Origin of the sequence: Haloarchaeobius litoreus (assembly GCF_024495425.1) — an archaeon.
Classification (GTDB): domain Archaea; phylum Halobacteriota; class Halobacteria; order Halobacteriales; family Natrialbaceae; genus Haloarchaeobius; species Haloarchaeobius litoreus.
The window spans coordinates 601,439-623,657 of record NZ_JANHJR010000001.1 but is presented as its reverse complement, the minus strand read 5'-3'; the positions used below and the strand labels follow the sequence as shown (position 1 = coordinate 623,657).

General features: G+C 69.2%; 21 protein-coding genes and 1 pseudogene. 12 read left to right on the top strand and 10 right to left on the bottom strand.

Annotated elements, in window-relative coordinates:
- Together NOW55_RS03120 and NOW55_RS03115 are read left to right on the top strand one after the other, a co-directional pair.
- Complete coding sequence (locus NOW55_RS03120) at positions 1-1,122, top strand: Gfo/Idh/MocA family protein (protein ID WP_256398602.1); 1,122 nt, start codon at positions 1-3, stop codon at positions 1,120-1,122.
- Positions 1,122-2,207, top strand: a complete 1,086-nt coding sequence (locus NOW55_RS03115; protein WP_256398601.1) for a M24 family metallopeptidase — start codon at positions 1,122-1,124, stop codon at positions 2,205-2,207. The genes NOW55_RS03120 and NOW55_RS03115 overlap by 1 nt, the downstream gene beginning before the upstream one ends.
- On the opposite strand, the gene NOW55_RS03110 is transcribed toward NOW55_RS03115, so the two are convergent.
- The gene (locus NOW55_RS03110; RefSeq protein WP_256398600.1) at positions 2,199-3,158 is read right to left on the bottom strand and encodes a carbohydrate kinase family protein; all 960 of its coding nucleotides are present in this window, start codon (positions 3,156-3,158) and stop codon (positions 2,199-2,201) included. The two genes, NOW55_RS03115 and NOW55_RS03110, sit on opposite strands and share 9 nt — an antisense overlap.
- A 117-nt stretch (positions 3,159-3,275) precedes the next feature.
- Here NOW55_RS03110 and NOW55_RS03105 point away from each other — a divergent pair, with 117 nt between their 5' ends.
- Entirely contained in the window at positions 3,276-4,310 is a 1,035-nt protein-coding gene (locus NOW55_RS03105; protein WP_256398599.1) for a YhjD/YihY/BrkB family envelope integrity protein, read from the top strand.
- 3 nt (positions 4,311-4,313) lie between these two features.
- On the opposite strand, the gene NOW55_RS03100 is transcribed toward NOW55_RS03105, so the two are convergent.
- Positions 4,314-4,592 carry a DUF8152 family protein gene (locus tag NOW55_RS03100; RefSeq protein ID WP_256398598.1) on the bottom strand — a complete coding sequence of 93 codons (279 nt, stop codon included), beginning with the start codon at positions 4,590-4,592 and terminating at the stop codon, positions 4,314-4,316.
- Positions 4,593-4,725: 133 nt separating this feature from the next.
- Here NOW55_RS03100 and NOW55_RS03095 point away from each other — a divergent pair, with 133 nt between their 5' ends.
- Positions 4,726-5,910, top strand: coding sequence for an MFS transporter (locus NOW55_RS03095; protein ID WP_368407730.1), 1,185 nt, complete (start codon positions 4,726-4,728; stop codon positions 5,908-5,910).
- A 229-nt stretch (positions 5,911-6,139) separates the two neighbouring features.
- Here the strand turns inward: NOW55_RS03095 and hutI are convergent, their stop codons facing one another.
- From hutI to hutU, 3 genes are read right to left on the bottom strand one after another with little or no spacing between them, the layout of a single operon-like run.
- Positions 6,140-7,357 (bottom strand): imidazolonepropionase, encoded by a 1,218-nt coding sequence (gene hutI, locus NOW55_RS03090; RefSeq protein WP_256398596.1) that lies wholly within the window; start codon positions 7,355-7,357, stop codon positions 6,140-6,142.
- Entirely contained in the window at positions 7,354-8,280 is a 927-nt protein-coding gene (hutG, locus tag NOW55_RS03085; protein ID WP_256398595.1) for a formimidoylglutamase, read from the bottom strand. The genes hutI and hutG overlap by 4 nt, the downstream gene beginning before the upstream one ends.
- Positions 8,277-10,040, bottom strand: a complete 1,764-nt coding sequence (gene hutU, locus NOW55_RS03080; protein ID WP_256398594.1) for a urocanate hydratase — start codon at positions 10,038-10,040, stop codon at positions 8,277-8,279. The genes hutG and hutU overlap by 4 nt, the downstream gene beginning before the upstream one ends.
- Before the next feature lie 83 nt (positions 10,041-10,123).
- On the opposite strand from hutU, the gene NOW55_RS03075 reads away from it, so the two are divergent.
- On the top strand, positions 10,124-10,765 hold the full coding sequence (locus NOW55_RS03075; RefSeq protein ID WP_256398593.1) for a helix-turn-helix domain-containing protein: 642 nt from the start codon (positions 10,124-10,126) through the stop codon (positions 10,763-10,765).
- Positions 10,766-10,796: 31 nt separating this feature from the next.
- Here the strand turns inward: NOW55_RS03075 and NOW55_RS03070 are convergent, their stop codons facing one another.
- Positions 10,797-11,270: a hypothetical protein gene (locus NOW55_RS03070; RefSeq protein WP_256398592.1), complete on the bottom strand. Its 474-nt coding sequence runs from the start codon at positions 11,268-11,270 to the stop codon at positions 10,797-10,799.
- Positions 11,271-11,420: 150 nt separating this feature from the next.
- Positions 11,421-12,260 carry a hypothetical protein gene (locus tag NOW55_RS03065; RefSeq protein WP_256398591.1) on the bottom strand — a complete coding sequence of 280 codons (840 nt, stop codon included), beginning with the start codon at positions 12,258-12,260 and terminating at the stop codon, positions 11,421-11,423.
- 185 nt (positions 12,261-12,445) lie between these two features.
- Here NOW55_RS03065 and NOW55_RS03060 point away from each other — a divergent pair.
- The 4 genes and pseudogenes from NOW55_RS03060 to NOW55_RS03045 form a co-directional block, all read left to right on the top strand.
- A pseudogene (locus tag NOW55_RS03060) lies at positions 12,446-12,640 on the top strand (helix-turn-helix domain-containing protein); the annotation flags it as partial.
- A gap of 49 nt (positions 12,641-12,689) precedes the next feature.
- Positions 12,690-13,340, top strand: a complete 651-nt coding sequence (locus NOW55_RS03055) for a DUF6735 family protein (protein ID WP_256398590.1) — start codon at positions 12,690-12,692, stop codon at positions 13,338-13,340.
- Positions 13,341-13,420: 80 nt separating this feature from the next.
- The gene (gene nucS / locus NOW55_RS03050) at positions 13,421-14,194 is read left to right on the top strand and encodes an endonuclease NucS (protein ID WP_256398589.1); all 774 of its coding nucleotides are present in this window, start codon (positions 13,421-13,423) and stop codon (positions 14,192-14,194) included.
- Between the two features lie 74 nt (positions 14,195-14,268).
- Positions 14,269-14,736, top strand: coding sequence for a cupin domain-containing protein (locus tag NOW55_RS03045; RefSeq protein WP_256398588.1), 468 nt, complete (start codon positions 14,269-14,271; stop codon positions 14,734-14,736).
- A 3-nt stretch (positions 14,737-14,739) separates the two neighbouring features.
- Here the strand turns inward: NOW55_RS03045 and mutS are convergent, their stop codons facing one another.
- The 3 genes from mutS to NOW55_RS03030 form a co-directional block, all read right to left on the bottom strand.
- Positions 14,740-17,403: a DNA mismatch repair protein MutS gene (mutS, locus tag NOW55_RS03040; RefSeq protein ID WP_256398587.1), complete on the bottom strand. Its 2,664-nt coding sequence runs from the start codon at positions 17,401-17,403 to the stop codon at positions 14,740-14,742.
- A gap of 220 nt (positions 17,404-17,623) precedes the next feature.
- Positions 17,624-18,643, bottom strand: a complete 1,020-nt coding sequence (locus NOW55_RS03035) for a sodium:calcium antiporter (RefSeq protein ID WP_256398586.1) — start codon at positions 18,641-18,643, stop codon at positions 17,624-17,626.
- A 4-nt stretch (positions 18,644-18,647) separates the two neighbouring features.
- Complete coding sequence (locus NOW55_RS03030) at positions 18,648-19,046, bottom strand: universal stress protein (protein WP_256398585.1); 399 nt, start codon at positions 19,044-19,046, stop codon at positions 18,648-18,650.
- 279 nt (positions 19,047-19,325) lie between these two features.
- On the opposite strand from NOW55_RS03030, the gene NOW55_RS03025 reads away from it, so the two are divergent.
- The 3 genes from NOW55_RS03025 (at position 19,326) to NOW55_RS03015 (ending at position 22,157) form a co-directional block, all read left to right on the top strand.
- Positions 19,326-19,868, top strand: a complete 543-nt coding sequence (locus tag NOW55_RS03025; RefSeq protein ID WP_256398584.1) for a DUF7344 domain-containing protein — start codon at positions 19,326-19,328, stop codon at positions 19,866-19,868.
- Positions 19,869-19,981: 113 nt separating this feature from the next.
- Positions 19,982-20,737 (top strand): ABC transporter ATP-binding protein, encoded by a 756-nt coding sequence (locus NOW55_RS03020; RefSeq protein WP_256398583.1) that lies wholly within the window; start codon positions 19,982-19,984, stop codon positions 20,735-20,737.
- Complete coding sequence (locus NOW55_RS03015; RefSeq protein WP_256398582.1) at positions 20,730-22,157, top strand: hypothetical protein; 1,428 nt, start codon at positions 20,730-20,732, stop codon at positions 22,155-22,157. Before NOW55_RS03020 ends, NOW55_RS03015 begins: the two co-directional genes overlap by 8 nt.
- Positions 22,158-22,219: the final 62 nt, after the last annotated feature.

Genomic DNA, 22,219 nt, shown 5'->3' with positions numbered 1-22,219 from the left:
ATGACGGACGAACCACTCTCCGTCGGCTTCCTCGGCTACCGGTTCATGGGGAAGGCCCACGCGAACGCGCTGGCACGGCTGCCGATGTTCTTCCCGGACGCGCCGGCGGTCGAGCGCGACGTGCTCGTCGGCCGCGACGAGGACGCACTCGCCGAGGCGAGGGAGCGACTCGGCTTCGCCAGAACCGCGACAGACTGGCGCGACGTGGTCGACGAGGTCGACGTGTTCTACAACCTCGGGCCGAACTTCCTGCACGTCGAGCCCTCCGTCGCCGCGCTCGACGCCGGCACGCACGTCCTCTGCGAGAAACCGCTCGCGCCGACGACCGAAGGTGCGGAGCGGATGGTGCAGGCAGCGGAGGACAGCAGCGCCACCGCGGGCTGTGCGTTCAACTACCGGTTCGTGCCGGCGCTGCAGTACGCGAAGCAGCTCGTCGAGGCGGGCGAACTCGGCGAGATACACCAGTTCCGGGGCCAGTACCTGCAGGACTGGCTGGTCGACCCGGACGCCGAGTGGAGCTGGCGCAACGACGCCGAACTCGCCGGCTCCGGCGCGCTGGGCGACCTCGGCGCGCACACGGTCGACCTCGCGAACTTCCTCGTCGGCGAGCAGACGGGGCCCATCGAGCGCGTGAGCGGCCACCTGCGGACGTTCGTCGAGGAACGGCCAGACCCCGAGACGGGCGAGTCCAAGCCCGTCACAGTGGACGACGCCTACAGCGCACAGGCCGAGTTCGCGAGCGGCGCGATGGGCACCTTCGAGGCGTCGCGCTTCGCCACCGGGCACAAGAACGACCACCACGTCGCGGTCCACGGCTCGAAGGGCAGCCTGCGCTTCTCGCTGGAGCGCCTCAACGAGCTGGAGGTGTGCCGCGAGGGCGACCGCGGCTACGAGACGGTGCTCGTCACGGACGAGGACGACCCCTACGTCGACCACTGGTGGCCGCCGGGTCACGTCGTCGGCTGGGAGCACACGTTCGTCCACGAGAACTACGAGTTCCTGTCGAGCGTGGCGTCCGGCGAGCCCTACGAACCGGACTTCGCGGACGCGATGGCCGTCCAGCGCGTCCTCGATGCAATCGTCGAGAGCGACGAGACCGGTAGCTGGGTGAGCCTCGACTGATGCCCGTCTCCGGGACGAAGCTGGCGCGGCTGGACGCGTTCCTCGACGAGCGCGGGCTCGAATCGGTCTGGTTCGCCCGCCCGAACAGCTTCGCCTGGCTCGTGGGCGGCGACAACGTCGTCGACCGCGCCGGCGACATCGGCGTCGCGGCGGTCGGCTACGACGGCACCGGCCTGCGTGTCGTCACGAACGACATCGAGGCCGACCGGCTGGCCGACGAGGAGCTCGATGGCGTGCCGGTCGAGTCGTTCCCGTGGCACGCCGGCGACCTCGCCGCGGCCGTCGCCGACCGCGCCGCGACGCCCGCGGCAGCCGACTTCGACGTGCCGGGGTTCGCGGCCGTCGACGCCAGCGCCCTGCGACAGCCGCTGACGGCTGCAGACGTGGAACGGTACCGAGAGCTCGGCAGCGATGTCGCCGCAGCGGTCGAAGCGGTCTGTCGCGACTGCAGCCGGTCGGACACCGAGCGAGCGGTCGCAGGGCGGCTCCGGGGCGAACTGGCCGCCCGCGGTGTCGACTCGCCGGTCGTGCTCGTCGGCGGCGAGCGGCGCGCGCAGTCGTACCGCCACTACACGCCGACCGACGCCAGCCTCGACGGCTACGCGCTCGTCTCCGTGACGGCGACCCGAGGCGGCCTCGCGGCGAGTTGCACCCGCACCGTCGCGTTCGACGAACCGGACTGGCTCGCCGAGCGTCACGACGCCGCCGCACGCGTCGAGACGACCGCACTGGCCGCGACGCAGGCCGTCGGGCGCGATGGCGGCACCGCCGGCGACGTGTTCGCGGAGATTCGCGCGGCGTACGACGCCGTCGGCTACCCCGACGAGTGGCGCAACCACCATCAGGGCGGGGCGGCCGGCTTCGCCGGCCGGGAGTGGATCGCGACGCCCGAGAGCGAGGCCCGGGTCCACCTCCCGCAGGGGTACGCCTGGAACCCGACCGTCCGCGGTGCCAAGAGCGAGGACACCGTTCTCGTCACCGCGGACGGGTTCGAGGTGCTGACCCGGACCGATGACTGGCCGACGCGAGACCACGACGCCGTCGGCCACGAGGTCTGTCTGTCACGGCCGGACCCGTTACGCTGAGTCCTGTACTGCCACCACAGTTTCGTGTGACGGGAGGGCGGCCATCGCCCCGCTGGCGGTGGTCGCCACGGCCGCCACCGCGTTCGCGTACGAGAGAACAGATTCGAGAGACGCATCGCCCGCGGTCACCCGGGCGATGGCGCCGGCGAAGAACGCGTCGCCGGCACCCGTCGTGTCCACCACGTCCACGTCGTACCCCGCGTGCTCGACCGTCGCCGGCCCCCACGACGCGTCGGCGGTCGCGTGGGCGAGCGCGCCGTCGCCGCCGAGCGTGACGAGAACCGTGTGGGGACCGCGTTCGACTGCTGCCTCGGCGAGTGCTCGCGGCGAGTCGCCCGCGAGACCCAGCGCCGGGAGCTCCCCCTCGGTGGCCTTCAGCACGTCCACGTCGGCGAGCGCGTCGCCCGCGACGGCCGCGAAGTCGCCCTCCGGCCAGAGCTCGGGGCGGTAGTTGGGGTCGAACCAGGTCTCGGCTCCGGCGTCGGTCGCGCGTTCGAGCAGGTCACGGGTCGCCTCGCGCGACCGACCAGTGGCGAGCGGGACGCCGCCGCAGACGACGCGGTCAACTCCTTCGAGCGCCTCGTCGGGCACCGTTCCGGGTTCGAACCGGGTGTCCGCGGTCCCGTCGCGGTAGAAGGTGAACGCGCGGTCGCCCGACTCGTCGTGCGTGACGAACGCGAGCGTCGTCTTCGCCTCGGGGTCGCGCTCGACGAAGCGCGCCGGGAGGCCCTCGTCGGCGAGCACCCCCGCGAGGAAGCCGCCGAACGGGTCGGCACCGACGCGTGTCCAAAACAGGGGGACGTGTCCGAGCCGGGCGAGCCCGACCGCGACGTTCGCCGGTGCGCCACCGGGGCGGCGGTCGAACGTCTCCACCTCGGAGAGCGGGCCGGGGCGCTCGGGGAGGAAGTCGACGAGCGTCTCGCCCGCGACGAGCACGCGATGGTCGGTCATGGCACCGGCTTCTCGGGCGTCGCACATGAACACTGCTCTCGTGGCAGCGTTCGCGCTCTGTCGCCGGCTGTCGTTCGGGCCCCGGGCTATATCTCCCAGGCACGCCTCCGTCTCCGCATGCGAGTCAGTCGCCGCCGGGTCCGGGAGATCGGTACGGCCGTGGTCCACGAGATCAGGGCCGAGAAGCTGACGTTCATGGCCGGCTCCATCGCCTACCACGCGTTCATCTCCATCCTGCCGCTGCTGTTGCTGGTGCTGGCGGTCGTCCAGCGGCTGGAGAACGTCGCGCTGGAGGCGTCCGTGGTGTCGGTGATGCAGGCCGTCCTCACCGAGCAGTCGAGCGACATCATCCAGCAGGGCCTCGCCGACGCCGACGCCTCCGTCTCCCTCCTCGGGGTCGCCTTCCTCGTCTGGGGGACGCTCCGGATCTTCCGCGGGCTCGACACCGCGTTCTCGGACATCTACGAGACCGAACGCGAGAACACGTTCGCCGACCAGCTCGGCGACGGGCTGCTCCTGCTGGTCACCGTCGCCCTGGCCATCCTGCTCGCCAGCGCCGTCGGCAGCCTGCTGACGGTCAGCGGCGACGGGGTGCTCGCAACCCTCCTCCGCGCGCTGGCGACCTCGGTCGGCCTCTTCCTCGTGCTCTACCCGATGTACTACGTCTTCCCCGACGCCGACGTCTCCGTCGTCGAAGTCGTCCCCGGCACCGCGCTGGCGGCGGTCGGTATCACCGTCGCGCAGGTGCTGTTCACCGCGTTCAAGTCGGGCGGGACCGGTGCGAACCTCGTCGCGAGCATCCTCGTCCTGCTGACCTGGCTCTACGTCGTCGGCCTGCTCGTCCTCGTCGGCGCGGCGGTCAACGCCGTGCTCTCGAACCGCTCGCGCGACGTGGACATCGAACCGGTGTTCGGCGGCGTCGAGCGGGACCGCACCGACCGCGTGACCCGAGCGAGCCGCGACGAACTGCTGGCCGACCTGGAGCGGCTCGCGACCGGGCTCGAGGGCGAGAACGCGACGCTCTCCGTGACGGTCGGCGGCGAGACCGTCGAGGTGGAAGCGCCCGAGGCGGCCGTCGTCGACGAGGAGGACGGGCTGTTCGGCGTCGGCGGCTCCGTCGGGCTGGAGCTGCGCTGGTGGCCCGACGACTGATTCTCACTCCGCGTACTGCTCGCGCGCCGTCTCCGTCAGCGATCTCGCCCGCTCGACCAGCTCGTCGGCTTCCTCCGAGCCGGTCCCGTCGACGTTCGAGAGCAGGTGCTCGACGTGACCCAGTCGCTCGTGGACCACCGCGTCGGGCAGGTCGGAGTCGGCGAGGTCGCCCGCGACGGCCTCGGCCTCCCCGAGCCAGCGGTTCGCGACGCGGTCGACGGGGTACTCCTCCGTCCGGCGGAGCGCCGCGGCCAGGTCGGCGAGTGCGTCGTCACCGGTCATGCCTCCGGATAGGCTCCACTCCAGGATGAACCCACCGCAGCAGCCGCCACGCAAACCGATGACACGGACCGCGCTCACCGGCGACCCCCACCGCTTTCGCAACCGGCTTTCCCGACGGCCCGTTACGTCGGCCGTGAACTGGCGGTACGCATACACTGCACTCCTCGCCTGCACGCTGGCGTTCGCCGCGACGATGGTCGCCCGGCTCGCGATCAGCCCGGTGCTCCCGCTCGTCGTCGACGACTTCGGCGTCAGCTACGGCGTGCTCGGACTCGCGCTCTCGGGGATGTGGGCGGCGTACGCGTTGACGCAGTTCCCCTCGGGCGTACTCGGCGACCGCTACGGCGAGCGCCGGGTCATCCTCGCAGCCGTCGGCTCGACCGGCGTCACCGCCGCGCTGCTCGCGCTGTCACCCTCGGTCCCCGTGTTCATGGTCGGCGCGGTGCTCCTCGGCGCGGGGGCGGGGCTGCACTACTCCGTCGCGACGACGTTCCTCGCGAAGCAGTTCGACGACGTGGGCCGGGCCATCGGCGTCCACGTCGCCGGCGGCCCGATGGCCGGACTGGTCGTCCCGCCCGTGGCCGCCCTCATCGGCGCACAGTTCGGCTGGCGCTGGGCCATCGCGCTCGGGGTCGTCACCGCCATCCCCGTCTTCGCGCTGTTCGCGACGCAGGTCCGCCCGACCGAGCCCGTCCGGCCGGACCAGCCGATGCGCGAGCGGCTCGCCCTGGAGCCGCTGGTCGAACTGCTCTCGCGGCCACCCATCGCGTACACGACGCTGCTGGCCTTCCTCGGCGCGTTCACCTGGCAGGCGACGGCGTCGTTCCTCCCGTCGTTCCTCGACGAGGCCGGACGACTGACGACGACGGAGGCGAGCGTGCTGTTCTCGCTGTACTTCCTCGTCCACGGCGCGACCCAGCCGCTGACCGGCTCGCTCTCGGACCGGTTCGGGCGGGACACGACGACCATGCTGACGATGAGTTCGGGCATCGTCGGCTACTCGCTGCTCGTCGTCGGCGCGAGCCGCGGTGCCGGTCTCCCGACGTTCGCCGTCGCCTCCGTGCTCGTCGGGCTGGCGATGTCCTGGGGCGCGCCCATCCAGTCCCGGTTCATCGACCTGCTCGGGACCGAGGAGCGCGGCGTTGGCTTCGGGCTCGTCCGGACCGCCTACATGCTGCTCGGCGCGACCGGCAGCGTCGTCGTCGGTGGCGTCTCCGACATCACGACCTGGCTGACCGCGTTCTCGCTGCTCGCGGTCGTGATGGCGGTCGGGCTGGCGACGCTGCTGGTGAATCGGACACTGCGGCTGGGCCTGTGAGTTCGGGAGGGTCAGAACGGACGTGGGGAATCCCTCCGTGGGGACCGATCCGGTCCGCGGTCTCCGCTTCCATCGTAGTTTACCTATATTGTAAACTTTCCACCGCCGGCGCGCGGCCCGCGAGCGACCGAGCATCCGTTACGAGACGCTCTGGGGTTTCGAGATGTTCACGGTCGAATCACCCGACCAATCTCCCCGCAATGTCGCTCACGGAACGAGAACCCGTTCGCTAGCCCTGAACGCGCTCGCCGTCCTTCCAGACGGTCTCGACGAGGTTCACGCCGTACTGGTACGGCACGTGTCGGAACGACGGCGCGTCGACGACGACGAGGTCGGCGGGTGCGCCCTCGCGGAGCGTGCCGTGCCGGGCTGGCAGGTCCAGCGCCGCAGCCGCGTTGACGGTGCTCGCCCGGAGCGCCTCGGCGGGCGTCATCCGCATCCCGACGCAGGCGAGCGACTGCGCGAACCCCATGCTGTGGCTGTGGCAGTTCGGGTTGAAGTCCGTCGCGATGGCGACCGGCGCACCGACGTCGAGCAGCACGTCGGCGTCGGCGTACTCCGCACCGAGCCCGAACGCCGTGCCGGGGAGCAGGACGGGGACGACGCCGGCGTCGACGAGCGCGTCGACGTCCTCCTCGGTCGAGTGCAGCAGGTGGTCGGCGCTGGTCGCGCCGACCTCGGCGGCGAGCTCCGTCCCGCCGATGTGGGCGAGTTCCTCGGCGTGGACCTTCGGCGTGAGGCCGTGCTCCATCCCGGCGTCGAGGACGCGACGGGACTGTTCGACGGAGAACACGCCCTCCTCGCAGAACACGTCGCAGAACTCCGCGATGCCCTGCTCGGCGACCGCTGGAATCTGCTCCTCGACCACCTCGTCGACGTAGTCGTCGGTGTCCATCCCCTGCGGGACGGCGTGGGCACCCATGAACGTCGGGACCACGTCGACCGGGTGCTGTTCGTCGGCGCGGCCGATGACCCGGAGCATCCGGAGCTCGGTCTCGGTGTCGAGCCCGTAGCCGGACTTCACCTCGACCGTCGTCGTGCCGTGTTCGAGCATCACGTCGAGGTGGGACCTGAGGTTCGCCAGCAGGGTGTCCTCGTCCGCCGTCCGGACCGCCTCGACCGTCCGGAGGATGCCGCCGCCCTCGGCGAGGAGCTCCTGGTAGGTCTTCCCCCGGAGCTTGGCCTCGAACTCGTCCGAGCGGTCCCCCGCGAACAGCGCGTGTGTGTGCGGGTCGACGAAGCCCGGGAGGACGGCCTGCCCGGCTGCGTCGTAGGCCGCGTCGGCCGCTGAGGGCGGGTGCTCGTCGGTCACGCCGTCGGTGTCGCCGACGGCGACGACCTCCCCGTCATCGACCGCGACGGCCGCGTTCCCGATGGTCTCCATCGGCTCGTCCGTGCCGGGACCGACCGCCAGCTCCGCGATGTCGTAGACGACGAGGTCCGTCACGCCGACCACCCCGCGAGGAAGTGGGCGATGGCGCGGGCCGCCGCGTCGACCGTCCGGCCGTCGTCGTCGTCCAGCGGCGGTGCGGTCTCGACGACCTCGAACCCAGCCACGCGGTCGTCGCTGGCGACGAGCCGGAGTGCGCGGTACAGCTCTCTGGTCGTCGGTCCGCCGGGGGTTGGCGCGCTCGCGCCCGGCGCAGCCGTCGCGTCGAGCACGTCGACGTCGACCGAGACGTAGACGTGGTCCACGTCGCCGAGCCCGTCGAGCGCACGGTCGACGGCGGCCACGACATCCTCGCCGAGCTCCTCCGCCGTCACGACCTCGCCGCCGCGCTCGCGGAGGTAGTCGTGGTACGCGGTGGACGTTTCGAAGTGACGCACGCCGATCGGTGCATAGGCGTCGAGGCCGGCCTCGAACAGCTGGCGGTACGGCGTCCCGCTCGTCGGGCCGTCGTCGGGGAGCTCGCGGCAGTCGAGGTGTGCGTCGAAGTTCACGACGCCGACGCTCCCCGAGTCGAGCAGCGGTCGGACGTTCGCCACGGTCAGGGAGTTGTCGCCGCCGAGGAAGACGGGCAGGGCGTCGGTCTCGTGGACCGCCGCCGTGGTCTCCGCGACCGCGTCCTGGACCGCCTCGACACCACCCGCTGCGGGGAGCGCCACGTCGCCGAGGTCACCGATGCCGGAGACGGGGCCGGCGTCGAAGTGGTGGCTCTTGACGCCCGCCAGTGACTCGCGGATGGCGTCGGGGCCGTCGGCCGCCCCCTGCCGGCCGATGACCGCACCGTCGTACGGTTCACCGAGGAGGAGCGCGTCGAACTCGTTCGCGGACGAGAGCGTCGCCCGCTCGACGACGTGGCCGAACTGCTCGTCGTTCGGGTCCGACGAGGTGCCGGACCACTCGGGTGGGGCTGTGAACGCCGTCATCGGTTGGACTCACCACGGTCCCGCATCGGGACTCGCACGTCGGACTCCCGGGCCTCCGCCAGCGCCTCCTCGTAGCCCGCGTCGGCGTGCCGGACGACGCCCATGCCGGGGTCGGTGGTGAACACCCGCTTCGCGGTCTCGGCGGCCTGTTCGCTGCCGTCGAGGACGACGTGGTTGTTCGTGTGCAGCGAGTTGCCGATGCCGACGCCGCCGCCGTCGTGGACGGAGACGATGTCCGCCCCGGCGGCCGTGTTCAACAGGGCGTTCAGGATTGGCCAGTCGGCGACCGCGTCGGAGCCGTCGCGCATCGCCTCCGTCTCGCGGTTCGGGCTGGCGACGGAGCCAGCGTCGAGGTGGTCCCGGGTGACGACGACCGGAGCCTGTATCTCGCCGTCGGCGACGAGTTCGTTGATACGGAGCGCGAAGCGTGCACGCTCGGTGAGGCCATCGGGGTCGTCGCCGGCCTGGTAGCCCAGCCAGCAGACCCGGCTCGGGAGCCCCTGGAAGTGGACCTGCTCCCGTGCGAGCTCGATCCAGCGCCGGAGGTGGTCCTTCTCGGGGAACAGTTCGAGGACGGCCTCGTCGGTGCGGTGGATGTCCGCGGGGTCGCCCGAGAGCGCGGCCCACCGGAACGGGCCCTTCCCGCGGCAGAACAGCGGCCGGATGTACGCCGGGACGAAGCCGGGGAAGTCGAACGCGTCCTCGCGGTTCCGGTGATCCTCGACCTGCCCGCGGATGTTGTTGCCGTACTCGAACGCGATGGCACCCTCGTCCTGCAGCCGGAGGATGCCGTCGACGTGGCGCTCCATCGTGTCCATGCTCTCCTCCACGTACGTCTCGGGGTCGCGCTCGCGCAGTTCGTCGGCCTCCTCGACGGTGTATCCCGACGGGTAGTAGCCCTCCAGCTCGTCGTGGGCGCTGGTCTGGTCGGTGACGACGTCGGGGACCCAGCCGTGCTCCCTGAGCCCGTCGAACATGTCGGCGGCGTTCATGTGGACGCCGATGGAGAACGGCTCGCCAGCTTCTGCTGCCTCCTCGGCGCGCTCGATGGCCTCGTCGAGGTCGTCGGTCTTGGCCATGCAGTAGCCCGTCTCGATTCGGCGGTCGATGCGCTCCTCGTCGACCTCGGCGGCGATGCAGACGCCGTGGTTCATCGTCACCGCGAGGGGCTGTGCGCCGCCCATCCCGCCGAGGCCGGCCGTGACGACGGTCTTCCCGCGCAGGCCGTCGTTGTCGGGGTAGTGCTGGCGCGCGAGCTCGGCGAGGGTCTCGTAGGTGCCCTGGATGATGCCCTGGGTGCCGATGTACGCCCAGGAGCCCGCGGTCATCTGCCCGTACATGATGAGGCCCTTCGCCTCCAGCTCGTGGAAGTGCTCCCAGCTGTCCCACCGCCCGACGAGGTTCGAGTTCGCGATGAGCACGCGCGGTGACTCCTCGCGGGTCTGGAACACGCCCACCGGCTTGCCCGACTGCACGAGCAGCGTCTCGTCGTCGCCAAGCTCTCGCAGTTCGGCCAGGATGGCGTCGTAGGCGTCCCAGCTCCGGGCGGCGCGGCCGGTGCCGCCGTAGACGACCAGCTCCTCGGGCTTCTCCGCGACCTCGGGGTCGAGGTTATTGTTCAGCATCCGCAGCGCCGCCTCCTGTCGCCACCCCTCGCACTCAATGTCGGTGCCGGTCGGTGCGCCCTGGTACTCCCGCCACTGCTCGGACGGCTCGCCGACGTCGTGGCCGCCCTCGTCGCCGTCGTCGTGCTGTTGCATACCTGGCTAGATGACGCCCAGACCGAAGGGAGAATAGCAAGCTATGGGAGGTGTTTTTAAATATCGTCCGCGAACATCGACTCATGCACGAGGTCACCGCCCGCGTCGCCGACGACAGCCCGTACGCGCTCGCGACCGCCGGGACGGACGCGACGGTCGAGCTCTGGTGTAACGACCACCGCGACCTGCTCCACGTGCGCGGCCCCGCCGAGGGCGTGCGCGAGCACGTCGAGGACGCCGTCGGCGTCTCCGACGCCGTCGCACACGACGACGAACTCCTGCTCGTCACCGCGGCCTGCCTCCGCGACCACGACGACACCATCGAGCCCTACGTCGCCGCGAACGACTGCCTCCTCGTCCCGCCGATCCGGTACGAGCGCGGCGCGAAGGTCGTCCGCGTGCTCGCACTCGACCCCGCGAACCTGACGGGGTTCTACCGTGACGTGGTCGCAGACCACGACGTGACGGTCGAGGCCAAGCACGACCGGGCGCGACCGTCCCGCAGTTCCCCGCTGGTCGACCTCGACGCGGTCCTCCCGGACCTCAGCCCCCGCCAGCGCGAGGCGCTCGTCACCGCCTTCGAGGCCGGCTACTACGAGATTCCGCGCGAAGCGACGACCGAAGATCTCGGCGAGGCGCTGGGCGTGGACCGCCGGACAGCAGAGGAGCACCTCCGGCGCGCCGAGAACAAGCTGTTAGGTGCGCTCGCGCCGCGCTTGCGGTGAGCTGTCGTCTCCCGACAGCGTTTCGTCCCCCTCAGCGCCGGGGTTCGAGCAGCTGACGGAGCTCTCGGGCGGTCTCGGGGCGAACTACGAACGGGGTCGACAGCGGTGCGTCCGCGTCCGCCGTCGGTTCGAACCGGACGACGGTCACGATGCCGACCGAAATCGTCCGAACGAACTCGACCTCCCCGACCGTCGTGCGACGGCCGTTCACCTCGACACGGCCGGTATCGAGGTCCACCTCACCTGCCGACCGGCAGGTCCCATGGAGGAGCGCCGAGGGGACGAAGACGAGGAGGAACGAGCCGACGAGCGCGTCGAACGAGACGGTCGCGGCGGCCGCGAGCCCGACCGCGCCGACGACTGACGCGACGACGGGAAGGTGGACGCTGTAGTCACGAAACGGCCAGAGACCCTCCAGTTGCCCGTCGATACCGAGCCAGTACGTGACGGCGACGACCAGTACAATGACAGCGACCGAGAACGGTCTCTCGTTGATTCCAGCCACTCTCCCAAGTACGACCAGACTCAGGGTGTATGTGAGCAACAGCGAAACACCACCAAAGGAGGCGAACATCAGCGCTGCCAGCCCCCGGTGCAGTATCGACGTTGTCGCATCGAAACGCCACTCGGTTCTCCTCATCCTCTAATCATCCATTTATAGGCAGTTATTGTAAACTGCTTCGCAGCACCCAGAGATTGTTACGAGAGCAGCACTAGGGAAGCACAGATTAACTAATGCGACTACACACGCTAACCCGCCTGGACCCGCTCCGGAACAGGCCCAAGCGCCGAGGGCGCAGTGGGGGTACGCTAGCATCAAATCTGCAGCACAGCAGAGTCCGTCTTCTTCACATCCATTTGCCACTACGTCACTCCGGCCGGTGTTCGATACTGGGTTTTTATCATTATCAGTTGAATATATATTTCCATCAATTATTGCACGATGTTCAGGAGAACTATGCGCATCTGGCCCAGATATTTTTTCACCGACGCTAACTAACGATGGGGTTCTTTCGGACTCAATTTCATCCGTGACCTGATTTTCCTCTCTTTGAGTTGCTTCCCGGATATGCCAGAATCCGTCCTCGGAATTCCCATAGATGTGTGATGCGACATTGGCAGGACCTCTTGCATCCTCTGAAATACTAATATTGTTATTGTATATGTCTGTACCAACACTGATTTCTAAATGAGACAACTGGGGACTGTAATCACTGTTGATAACCTGAATTTTCCCCACTTCAGTCGGGACTGAAACGGCCTCAGATACCGTCGTATCGCCGATGTAACTCTGTGTTTTTGTCGCTTCAGAGAGTTCGAAATCTGGCCCACCAATGATCGAGAGTAGTTCGCTACCAGCAGAGGATTGGACTGCTTGACGTGCATCAACGGCCGTTGCAGGAGTAGTCTCTTTGCGTATCTGGATATTACTTGTCTGCTCTGAACTGGCCGCAGCTATCGAAGTTACTGCACCGATCGCTGCACCAGTACCCATCGCTTCTAACACTCGCCTTCGGCTATTTCGTGTTACGGCGCGGATTTTCCGCCAGTATTACTTAAATCTATATAATTTATAATATATAAAAGTATTTAATTATTTTAATGCCGGTTGATATATTTTCAGACTTATGGTGAGATTGAGGGAATATATGTTAAGATCTTAGCTTGATGGGTTCTACGTTACTGCCGGACCTCAGCCCGCGCCAGCGCGAGGCGCTCGTCACCGCCTTCGAGGCCGGCTACTACGAGATTCCGCGCGAAGCGACGACGGAGGAGCTGGGCGAGGCGCTCGGTGTGGACCGCCGCACCGCCGAGGAGCACCTCCGGCGCGCCGAGAACAAGCTGCTGGGTGCGCTCGCGCCGCGGCTGCGGTGAGTGGCCGCGGGCCTCGCGGCCACCCTTTATACCGGAAGCCGGGGGCAGAGTGGATGATGCGACGGACGCACGGCTGTACAAAGACTGGACCGGGGACGGCGACCACACGACGAGAAGGAGGAGCATGGGCCACCGCGCGCTCGTAGCCTACGGCCGCGCCGACGGGACGTACTCGCTGCACCACTCGCAGTGGGGCGCGCTGGGGTTCGCTCTGTTCGACGACATCGGCCCCGAGCACCCGTTCGGAGCCGACGGAGACTGGGAGGTCGCCGCTCACGACGCCGTCGTCGGGGGCGAGGGCCCCGACGTACCGGGAGGCAACGACCCGCCGGTGGACCCCGAACCACGGGGGACCGTCACCTCGCTCGACGCGCTCCCGGAGCGGTTCGACTTCCTGGAGTACGAGGCGCTGTTCGTCGTCTCACGCACCGGGGATGTCGGTGCGTTCCAGCCGTGCTGGTTCGGCCGAGCGCTCGACGACGCCGAACCCGTGGGCGACGGCGCGATCGTCTCGCTGCGCAGGGGCACCGACCCGGTGGCCGACGCGGCGCGGGTCTCGGCGTGGTACCGCGGCGTCGCCGACACGGTTCGCGTCCTGTCCGAACTGGGGAAGCTCGAACCCGAGGAGGCCCGCGACCACCTCCGAACCCGGATTCGGGAGTGGGCCGCCGAGGGGAGAACGGTGTTGCTGGCTCCCTGATCCGCGACCCCGCCGGCTCCGGGTCGCCCGCCGACAGCGACGCGTGCGGCTTTTGTACCGCCGCCACCGAGAAGAGAGCAGTGTCACGCGAGCGAGCGGGAGCCGGCGTCCGCACCCTCGTCGAGCCGACGCTGTCCGAGGCGGCGGCGGCGATGGCAGACGCTCTCGAACACGGCGATCTGCTCACCGTCTTCGGCCGGTGTGCGGTCGACTACGACGGCCGCGCGTCGAGCACGTTGGGACCGGGCGACCGCCACGTCACGGCGAAACCCGACGGAACCGTCCTCGTCCACACCGACGAGCGCCAGCAGCCGGTGAACTGGCAGCCGCCGGGCTGCTCGCAGCGCGTCGAGCACGGAGAGGGCGACGCGGCGGACTCGGGGACCGACGAGCTCCGGCTGGTCAGCACGCGGTCGAATCCCGACGAGGAACTCGTCGTCGCGTTCGAGTCGGTCCGGCAGGTGTCGGCGTTCGCGGTCGACGACGGCGAGACGCTCTCGCTCACCGGCTCGGAGGAGGACCTCCGCCAGCGGATCCTCGACTCGCCCGAACTCGTCGAGCCGGGGTTCCAGCCGCTGGTCACGGAGCGCCGGACAGCCGCCGGCGCGGTCGACATCTTCGGCGAGGACGCCGACGGGAACGTCGTCGTCGTCGAGCTCAAGCGAAAGCGCGTCGGCCCGGACGCCGTCGGCCAGCTGTCCCGGTACGTGGACGCGCTGGAGCGGGACCTCCACGCCGACGCCACGGTCCGGGGCATCCTCGTCGCGCCGTCGGTCACCGAGCGGGCACGCCGGATGCTGGCCGACCGGGGACTGGAGTTCTCGGCGGTCGAGCCGCCGTCCGATGGCGAGTGAGACCCGGCCGGGACGCCAGCGACGCCCTCGCCGCGACGGGTGGACTTTTCACCCTCCCGTCCGGAAGCCGGCACATGGAGAGAGTTGACATCGACGACGTGGAACCGGCGTTCATGGACGGCTCCGACCTCGACCGCCGGGGGCTCTCGAAGCACCTCGGCACCGAGGACCTCGCCATCAACTACTACGCCATCGAGCCCGGCGAGGCGCTCTCGGGTGGGATGCACGCCCACTTCGACCAGGAGGAGGTGTTCTACGTGGTCGAGGGCGAGGTGACGTTCCAGACGCCGGAGGAGGAGTTCGTGGTCGGCGAGCACGAGGTCGTCCGCTTCGCGCCGGGCGACTTCCAGACGAGCGTCAACGACGGCGACGAGGTCGCGGTCGTCATCGCGCTCGGGGCACCGAAGCCGAGCGAGGACATCCGTGTTCCGATGGAGTGCCGCGAGTGTGGGGAGTCGGAGACGCTCCAGTTCCTCATGACGGAGGACGGGCAGTACCTGCGCTGCCCCGAGTGCGACAACCAGTTCGAGGCCCCCGTCTAGGAACTACTCCAGTTCTCGCTGTAGCTCGTCGAGGAGCCGCAGCGCCTCCATCGGCGTCGTGTCCGCGACGGTGATCTCGCGGAGGCGGTCGGCGACCGCGGAGGCGTCGGCGGCGACGAGGTCGGCTCCGTCGCTCTCGGTCTCGTCAGCGTCGACGCCACCGTTCGGGACCGCCTCGGCGGTCGTCCGGGCCAGCAGCTCCCGCGACCGGTCGAGCACCGAGGGCGGAACGCCGGCCGCGCGGGCGACCTCGACGCCGTAGGACGCCGTGGCGGGGCCGCGCCCGACCTCGTGGTTGAACCGGACCCGGTCGTCGGTCTCCGTCGCGGAGAAGTGCAGGTTGAACGCGCCGTCGAGCTCGCGGGCCGTCTCGGTCAGCTCGTGGTGGTGCGTCGCGAACAGGGTCGTCGCCCGGAGCTCGTCGTGGACGTACTCGGTGACGGCGCGGGCGATGGCGAGCCCGTCAGCCGTGGAGGTGCCCCGCCCCACCTCGTCGAGCAGGACGAGCGAGTCCTCGCTCGCCTCCCGCAGGATGTCGGCGAGCTCGGTCATCTCGACCATGAACGTCGACTGCCCGCCGGCGATGTCGTCGCTCGCGCCGACGCGGGTGAACACGCGGTCGAGGATGCGGAGGTCGGCCGCGGCGGCCGGGACGAAGCTGCCGGCCTGGGCCATGATGCAGACCAGGGCGACCTGCCGCATGTACGTCGACTTCCCACTCATGTTCGGGCCGGTGACGACCGCGAGGAACTCGTCGCGGTCGAAGCTGGCGTCGTTGGGCACGAACGACTCCTGCGTGCGCTCGACGACCGGGTGGCGGCCGGCCTCGATGTCGATGCCGTCCTCGGCGAAGGTGGGACGGCTGTAGTCGTACTGCGCGGCGGCCGTGGCGAAGGCGACGAACACGTCGAGCGCCGCCACGCGGTCCGCGAGGCGCTGGACGCGCTCGGTCTCGGCGGCCACGGTCTCGCGCACCTCGCGGAACAGCTCGTACTCCAGGTCGTCGGCGCGCTGTTCGGCGCGGAAGATCTCGTCCTCGCGCTCCTTCAGCGCGGGCGTATAGAACCGCTCGGAGTTCTTCAGCGTCTGTCGGCGCTGGTAGTCCTCGGGGACCGAATCGAGGTTCGGGTTCGTCACCTCGATGTAGTAGCCGTGGACCTGGTTGTGCCCGACCTTCAGCGAGTCGATGCCGGTGCGCTCGCGCTCCCCCGCCTCGAGCTCGTCGATCCACTGCTTGCCCGAGCGCTCCGTCTCGCGGAGGTCGTCCAGCCGGTCGTCGTAGCCCTCCCGAATCACGCCCCCCTCGGTCACCTCGATGGGTGGTTCGGGGCGGATGGCACGGCCGATCAGGTCCCGCACGTCTTCGAGTTCGTCGAGGCCGTCGCGGAGGCCGACGAGGCGGTCGCAGTCGGCGTCGGCGAGGGTCGCCTTCAGCTCCGGCACCACGTCGAGCGTGTCCTTCAGCGAGCGGAGGTCCCGGGCGTTGGCCCGGCCGCGGGAGACGCGGGCGATGAGCCGCTCCACGTCGTAGACGTCGCGGAGGAGTCCGTGGAGTTGCTCTCGGGTGGCCGGGTCGCGGGCGAGCTCGCCGACGGCGTCGTGCCGGCCGGCGATCCGTTCCTCGTCCACGAGCGGCCGGCGGAGCCAGTCGGTGAGCCGGCGGCGGCCCATCGCACAGGCCGTCTCGTCGAGCACGTCGGCGAGCGTCGCGCCCTCGATTCCTCGCACGGCGCGGCGCTCGAACAGCTCGAGGCTGGCGAGCGCGGTCGGGTCGAGCACCATGTACTCGCGGGGGTCGTACCGGGTGAGGTGGTTGAGGTAGTCGAGGTGGCCGTCCTCGGGGTCGGTGGCGTCCTCGGAGTCGTCGGTCGCGGGCTCGCCAGCGCCGCCGCGGGCGTACTCCGCGTAGGCGAGCAGCGCGCCACAGGCCCGGACCTCGGCCTCGCCCGCGAGCAGGCTGTCGGGGTCGCCGAAGTACTCGCGGACCGTCTCGGCCGCGGCGTCGACGTCGAACGCCGTTCTGTCGAACGGTGAGACCATGCAGTCGGCCGGGAAGGCGTCGGTGCCCACCTCGGGGCCGACGATGGCCTCGGCGGGGTCGAATCGGCCGACCTCGTCGGCGACGGCGGCGGGCGACGGCGGGGCGGTCGCGTAGAAGTCGCCCGTCGACACGTCGAGCACCGCGAAGCCGTACTCGCCGGTGGTCGCGGGGTCGTCGTCCGGGTCCGCACTCCGGGTGAGGCAGGCGACGAAGTTGTTGTCCGCGGAGGCGAGCAGCTCGTCCTCGGTGAGCGTGCCGGGCGTGACGACGCGCGTCACGGCGCGGTCGACCACACCGGTCGTGTCCTCCGGTTCCTGCACCTGGTCGGCGACCGCGACGCGGTAGCCGGCCTCCAGCAGCGACTCGATATACGTCTCGGCGTTGTCGATGGGCACGCCGGCCATCGGGTAGCGGCCCGTCGAGTCCTCGCGCTTGGTCAGCGTCACCTCGCAGATGCGGGAGGTGACCTCGGCGGCCTCGCAGAACGTCTCGTAGAAGTCGCCGACCTGGAACAGCACGAGCGCGTCGTCGTAGCGCCCGGTCAGCTCGAAGTACTGCCGCATCATCGGCGTCAGCTCGTCGGCCTGCTCGGCCATCTTCGCCGGCGGTCCGAGCGCTCCGTCCATGGGTGCGGCTCAGGAGGCGGACCCACAAGAGCGACCCGGTCTCCGCCGGCGAATCGAGGGTGGGAGGACGTCGCTCCGGGTAGCGCTCGTGGTTCGCGAAGTCCAGCAGGAACTCGAACGCCTCCTCGCGGGGCACGTACACGACGGTCGAACACTCGACGGCGTCCACGCTCGCACTGCGGACCGGACCGAAAATCGCTGTCTCCGGTGCCGCCGCTCGTCAGCCGCCCTTGACGAAGGTGGTGATGCCCAGCTCCTCCAGGACGAGCCAGACGACGAACAGGGCGTACAGCCCCAGGAGGAGCCAGGCCTCCCTGCCGGAGACGTTCATGTCGGTCCGCATCAGCGTGAACAGCACCACCGTCGCGAACACGAGGAAGGCCATCATCGGGGCGGCCCGCGAGAAGTTTATCTCGACGGCCCCGCCGACGACGACACCGAGCGGGACCGCGACGAGCAGGTCGAAGATGTTGCTCCCGAAGACGTTGGCGAGGCTTGTGGAGTCGCGGCCACCGCGGGCCGCCTGGACGCTGACGACGGTGTCGGGGAGGCTCGTCCCCGCGGCGATGACGGTCAGCCCCCAGACGAACGAGGGCGTCCCGAGCGCGTTGCCGAGTTCGATCGCGCTGACGACGAGCATCTCGACGCCGACGAGGATGACCGCCAGACCGGCTATCAGTTCAAGCCAGCGCCGCCCGATGTTCGCCGAGCGCTCGTGGTGACTGGCGTCGTAGTCGTTGGTGTCCTGGTACTGGTTGAAGATGTAGAGCCCGTACAGCGCGAGGGGGATGAGCGCGAGCAGCGGGGTCATGTTCCCCTTGAGCGCCGTGCCGGTCTCCGTCGGGTAGTAGATGACAGCGAACGCGAACGCGAGGAACAGCGTCGCGACCGACAACATGTAGAACTGCGCCTCTTTGTAGACGAGGTCGCGGTCGGCGGTGAGCCCGACCTCGCCGCTCAGTCCCGCGGCCGCGGGGATGATGAGGATGTTGAACACCGCCGAGCCGACGATGGCGGCGACACCGAGCTCGAACTCCCCGTGGACCAGTACGGCGAGGAGCACGCTCGACAGCTCGGGGAAGCTGGAGCCGATGGCGGCGACGATGGCACCCTGCACGACGGGCGGCAGCCCGTAGTGGATGCCGATGCGCTCGCTCGCCCGCTCTAACCAGGTACTACCGACCCAGGTCACGCCGGTTCCCACGGCTGCGACTCCGAGGAACAACAGGACGTTTAGCATCCGGTTAGGGCACCACCGTCACCGGGTACTCCTGAGCATCGAGGACCGTCTCGGCCGCGCTCCCGAGGACGTACTCGTCGAGGCCGGACCGCCCGTGGCTGCCCATGACGATGTGGTCCACGCCGCGCTCGTCGGCGAGCTCGAGTATCTGGCCGCCGATCTTGGTCGCGTAGTGGAGCCGGGACTCGTCCTCGACCTCCGGTCGAGCCTCGATGGTCGCCTCGACGCCGCCCGCCTCGCACTGTTCGCGCGTCCGGTCGAGCAGCTGTTCGGTCGCCGCCGCGTTCGGATCGCCGATGTGGACCACGTCGAGCTCCCCGTCGAAGCGGTCCGCCAGGTCGATCCCGAACGAGAGGGCGCGGACGCTCGGCTCCGAGCCGTCGATGGGGACGAGTACGTGCATATCCGAGGCAGTGTCTGGGTCCGGGTTAACTGTTGGGTGTCGCGCCGACCGACCGCGACGGTAGCCCGCATGTCGCCGACGTAAATAACCGTAAGAGATGGTTATCCGGCGCAACCGACCGGTAACGACCCGTTTCCGGCCATCCGCAGAAACGGGGTAAGTATATAAACGTGTTGGCCATGCAGGGCGTAGAGCTATTATGGTTGGTAACCTTCGTCACACCGGGGGAGAAGAGAGGTGTCAATCAGCACGCCATCGATTAGTCGTACCGAACGCGCTGTGAACGCGACAGCGCTCGAAGAGGGGGATATACATTCCGTACTGAGCAACCAGCGTCGCAGACTCGTACTCAAGGAGCTCCGTCGAAATGGGGGGAACTCGACGCTCCGCGAGCTCTCGGAGTCCATCGCGGCGGAAGAGACGGGGGAGTCTCCGCCGCCGCGGAACATCCGCGACAGCGTCTACGCCTCCCTGCACCAGACCCACCTGCCCAAGCTCGACGGGCTGGACATCGTGGAGTACGATTCGAACACGAAGTCGGTGTCGCTCACCGACCTCGCGGACGAACTCGTGCCCTACACCACGGTCATGAGCACCACGGGACTGCCGTGGTACCAGCACTATCTGGTGCTCGGGCTCGCGGCGATGGCGACCGTCATCGCCGCGGACCTCGGCGTCCCGCTGCTCGCGGACGTGGGGCCGGTCGGGGTCGCACTCGTGTTCTCCGCCGCCATGGTCGTCTCGCTCCTGGTCCAGCTGTACACCGGGACGAGACCGCTCCAGCGGCTCGGACGGCGGGTCCGTAGCGGCCGGACGAACTGAGCGGGCGAGCCGAGGGGTTCCCTCGGCCGTTCTCTCGACGCGAGAGCCAGATAGTGGATGAATACCTCGGGCAGAACCGTCTTTATCTTTCGATACGTCACATCGGACGACTGATGAGTGCGATCCGAACCGAGAACCTCCGGAAGACCTACGGCGACGTCACCGCGCTCGCGGACCTCTCGCTCGACATCGAGTCCGGCGAGCTGTTCGGGGCGCTCGGCCCGAACGGTGCCGGCAAGACGACGACCATCGGTATCCTGACCGGCCAGCTCCAGCCCGACTCCGGGACCGCGTCGGTGCTGGGCCACGACCCGGTCGCGGACCCGGTCGGAGTCCGCCGACACGTCGGCATCCTCCCCGAGCAGGAGTCACCGCCGAGTTTCATGACGCCGCGGGAGTACTTCGACTTCGTCGCGACGGTGCGGGACGTCCCGTCCGACGTGGTCGACGAGCGCGTCGAGCAGTGGGCACAGCGGCTCTCGTTCGCCGAGAAGCTCGACACCCTGAGCACGGACCTCTCGCGGGGCCAGCAGCAGAAGGTGATGATAACCCAGGCGTTCCTCCACGAACCCGAGGTCGTGTTCATCGACGAGCCGCTGGCCAACCTCGACCCCATCGTCCAGGAGCGCGTGAAACGCTACCTCCAGGACTACCGCGAACGGGGCAACACGCTGTTCATCTCGACGCACCACATCGAGGTCGCCGAGGAGATCTGCACCCGTGTCGGCATCGTCTACGAGGGCCGGCTCATCGCGGACCGGCGTCCGGGCGAGATGGACCCCGACGAGTCGCTGCTCGACACCTTCGTCGCCAACGTCGGGAGCGACGAGGAGTGGACCGAACCGGCGGCGACCCCGGGCGATGACTAGCCTCAACCGGCGGCTGTTCGTCGAGATGCTCCGCGAGGAGTGGCGGCTCCACAGCGAGCTGTTCGGCGGCAGCCGGTTCGCCGGCTTCCCCGTCTTCGTCGCGCTCCTGACATCGGGTGCGGTGTACCTGCTGACGACGACCGGCACCGACATCGCCGCCGTCGTGGCGGGGGTCCACGGCCTCGCACTGTTCTTCGGGCTACGTACCGGCTCGACCGGATTCGTCGGCCAGGACGCCATGCGCGACGTGCTCGGCGACGTGACGATGCTGGTATTCAGCGCCCGCACGCTGCCGGTCTCCCAGCGCCGGCTGCTCGGCGTCTTCCTGCTGAAGGACGCCGTGTACTACGCCGTCCTCTTCCTGCTCCCCATCGCGGTCGGCTTCACGCCGGCGGTCGTCTCGGGTGACCTCACCCCGCTCGCGATTCCGACGGCGTGGGCGACCACGACCGCCATGTTCCTGCTCGGCGTGACCATCACGTTCGCCGCCATCGGGCTGTCGACGCGCGGGGCGTCCGGCCGCCTGCTCCTGCTCGGACTCGCGGCGGGTGGGGGGCTCGCCTACACCACCGGCGTCGACTTCGTGCGGTTCACCCCGTACGGGCTGTTCGACGGCGCGACCGTCCCCGAGGTCGTCGTCGCGCTCGCGCCGATTCCGCTGCTCGCGGCCGTCGGCATTGCCGTCTACGACACCAGCTACGAGAAGCCCGCCCGGACCGCCGGCCGGACGTTCCCGCGCTGGCAGGCCCGGCTGCCGTTCGACGCCGACGGGCTGACCGTGAAGACGCTGCTCGACGTCCAGCGCTCCAGCGGCGGCGTCACGAAGGTGCTGTTCTCGGGCGGGATCCTCTTCGCGGTGAGCTGGCTGCTCATCGACCTCGCCGAGACCATCACCGGACTGGAGCCGTCGACCGGCGTCTCGTTCGGCGCAATCCTCGCGCTCTCGGCGTTCACCACCTACAACTGGATCACGATGTACGACGACGTGGCCAGCTACCAGATCTACCCCGTCTCCATCGCCGACGTCGTGCAGGCGAAGTTCCGTGCGTTCCTCGTGCTGGGAATCCCGACCTGTGTCGGCTACTTCCTGCTCGCGGTCGTCTGGCGGGGCGCGCGGCTCCCCGAGGCCGTCGTCGGGCTCGTGCTGCTCGTCGGACTCGCGCTCTACCTGTTCGGCGTGACCGTCGCGCTGGCGGGCTTCGACCCCAACGAGTTCCTGTTCGACACGGTGCTGTTCGCCGGCTTCGGGCTCGCGCTCGCCGTCGTGCTCGTTCCCATCCTCGTCGTAGGGCTCGTGCTCGCGCCCGTCTCGACCGAACTGCTGGTCGCACTCGGCGTCGGCGGTGTCCTCGTCGGCGGTATCGGTGTCGTGCTCTACCGGCGGTCGGTGCCGAAGTGGGAGCGACACTACCGGCGCTGACGGCAGACGGAGCCGGCGCTGAGCCGGTTACATCGGCGTCACCTGCGTCGTTTGGAGGCAGC